We start from the raw sequence: 2,026 nt of genomic DNA, 5'->3' as shown, positions 1-2,026 counted from the left end.
GCCCTGGGGTGCCGCACTGGGGGCCGCCATTGCTGCCTGGGCGTGGTTCGTGTGGGACTTGCTGCGGGGCGTGCGGGTGCTGCGCTGGTTGCGCACGGGCGACCTGGCATCGGTGCCGTCTATGCGTGGCATCTGGGGCGAGGCGGCGGACCGTGCGCGGCGTCTGCTGCGCAAGCAGGAGGCGCAGATACGCGACAGCCAGGACCGTTTGCAGGAGATCCTGGCCGCCCTGCAGGCCTCCCCCAACGGCGTGGTGCTGCTGGATGCGCAGGGCCGTATCGAATGGTGCAACCAGATGGCAGCCAACCAGTTTGGCTTTGACGCGCAGCGCGACGTCATGCAGTCCATTGGCAATCTGCTGCGCAACCCTGAATTCACGGCTTACTTTGCTGCCAAGGACTTCACCAGCGATGTGGTCCTGGAGGGGCGCCTGAGCACGCCGTCGCGGCCCGTACGCATCTCGGTGCACCTGCACCCCTATGGTGATGGCCGCACGCTGCTGCTGTCACGCGACGTGACGGCGCTGGAGCAGGCCGACGCGATGCGGAGAGACTTTGTGGCCAACGTGTCGCACGAGATCCGCACACCCCTCACGGTGCTCACCGGTTTTGTCGAAACCTTGCAGACCTTGCCGCTGAGCGCCGACGAGCGCTCGCGCTACCTGGGCATGATGGCGCAGCAGGCGCAGCGCATGCAAAGTGTGGTGCAGGACCTGCTCACGCTGTCGCGGCTGGAGGGCAGCCCGCTGCCCGGCATGGCCGAATGGACACCTGTTCAGTCACTGATGCAGCGCTGCGAGGAAGAGGGCCGCGCCCTGTCGACGCTGCTCACACAGAACCAGCAGCGTCCCCATACGATGCGCTTTCCGGCGGCCGATTTGCTGCGGGCCGAAGGCGAGATTGCGGGTGTGCCTGCCGAACTGCAAAGCGCCTTGTCCAACCTCGTCAACAACGCGGTGCGCTACACACCCGGCGGTGGTTCCATCGAGGTGCAGTGGCTGCGCAAGGAGGATGGCAGTGCCGTGTTCTCCGTGCATGACACCGGTCCCGGCATTGCGCCCGAGCACATCCCGCGCCTGACAGAGCGCTTTTACCGGGTGGACCGCAGCCGTTCGCGCGAGACCGGGGGCACCGGCCTGGGCCTGGCCATCGTCAAGCATGTGCTGCAGCGCCATGGCGCCACGCTGGACATCGCGAGCACGCTGGGCAAGGGCTCGGTGTTTTCGGTCACTTTCCCGGCCAACCGTTTGCGGGGTTTTTCCTTGCCGGGTTGATGGCTCGACAGAGCATGGCGACGAACAGCAGTGCGGTGACTGCGAGCGCCGCCGCGCTGGCCGCCCAGAAGGGAGTGGGCGAAGCCACACCCGACCAAGGCCCGCTGCCCCCATAAGCCAGCCAGTAGCCGCCCGCCAGGCCAGCCCCCCACAGCAGCGCGCAGTACACCACCAGTGGCGCCAGCGTGATGCGGTAGCAGCGCAGCACAAACACGCACAGCGTCTGCACCGCATCGGCAGCGTGGTACGCCGCCACCCAGACCAGCACCGTGCCGGCCACGGCTGCCACGCTGGCGTTGTCGGTGTAGATCTGGCTGATCGAGTGTCTTGCTATCAATAATATAGCTGCCAAGGCAATACCCACTAGCGCAGCGAGCGAAAAACCCATCAAAACCACCTGACGGGCTCGCTGGGGCTGCTGTGCGCCCAGCCAGTAGCTCACCCGCGCGCTGGTGGCGATGGACAGCGACAGCGGCACCATGTAGAGCACGGCAGCCATGTTGGCGGCGATCTGGTGGGCGGCCGCCGAGGTGGTGCCCTGGCGCGCGATGAACAAGGCCATCAGGGTGAAGGAGGTCACCTCCACCATCACGGCCAGGCCTGCTGGAATGCCGAGTCTGGCAAAGCCTGCAATGGTGGGCCAGTGCGGGGGCTCCATGCGGCGCCACAGCCCCAGGGGGGTATAGATGTCCTGCGTGCGCAGCAGCCACACAGCCAGGGCCAGCATGCTGCAGTTGACGACCAGCGTTGCCC

2 protein-coding genes are annotated in these 2,026 nt (G+C 66.6%); one reads left to right on the top strand and one right to left on the bottom strand.

Annotation, left to right across the window (positions count from 1 at the left end):
* On the top strand, nt 1–1,273 hold a 1,273-nt coding region (phoR, locus tag DBR23_RS00145), incomplete at its 5' end, for a phosphate regulon sensor histidine kinase PhoR (RefSeq protein ID WP_108496901.1).
* Here phoR and DBR23_RS00140 read toward each other — a convergent pair.
* On the bottom strand, nt 1,227–2,026 hold an 800-nt coding region (locus DBR23_RS00140; protein ID WP_255581488.1), incomplete at its 5' end, for an MATE family efflux transporter. The two genes, phoR and DBR23_RS00140, sit on opposite strands and share 47 nt — an antisense overlap.

This window comes from Acidovorax sp. HMWF018, from assembly GCF_003061035.1.
In the GTDB taxonomy this organism is placed as follows: domain Bacteria; phylum Pseudomonadota; class Gammaproteobacteria; order Burkholderiales; family Burkholderiaceae_C; genus Acidovorax; species Acidovorax delafieldii.
This window is presented reverse-complemented; position numbering and strand designations above follow the sequence as displayed.